This window comes from Sporolactobacillus terrae DSM 11697 (assembly GCF_000648615.1).
Taxonomy (GTDB): Bacteria; Bacillota; Bacilli; order Bacillales; family Sporolactobacillaceae; genus Sporolactobacillus; species Sporolactobacillus terrae.
Genome location: NZ_JFZC01000013.1, coordinates 1 through 268, shown reverse-complemented (window position 1 = coordinate 268; position 268 = coordinate 1). Strand labels below are relative to the sequence as shown.

1 protein-coding gene is annotated in these 268 nt (G+C 49.3%); it reads right to left on the bottom strand.

Features of this window, described 5'->3' with window-relative positions:
- Nucleotides 1-268, bottom strand: a 268-nt coding sequence (locus AA84_RS0102035; protein ID WP_028975816.1) for an IS30 family transposase, incomplete at both ends; no start/stop codon positions are given.

Below are 268 nucleotides of genomic sequence, written 5' to 3'. Positions count from 1 at the left end.
TTAATTTCTCTTTCACGCATTTAGCGGTTTTCTTCGCGGCCTTTGCGGCAATGAGTAAGCGTGTCTTTCGATCAACAAGGGTTACCAGACATTCGGATCCAATTTTTCCAACGACCGTATCTGCTTCCCAGTGGCCAATGACGCGACGTTCATTAGCCTCAGGCGGTCGTTCATCAATGGAATGACTGTAGTTGATTTTGCCACGACGTTCTTCATAACCTTTGCCGTGGCGTGATTTTCCTCGGTGTCGCAGGCGACGAGCAATCCC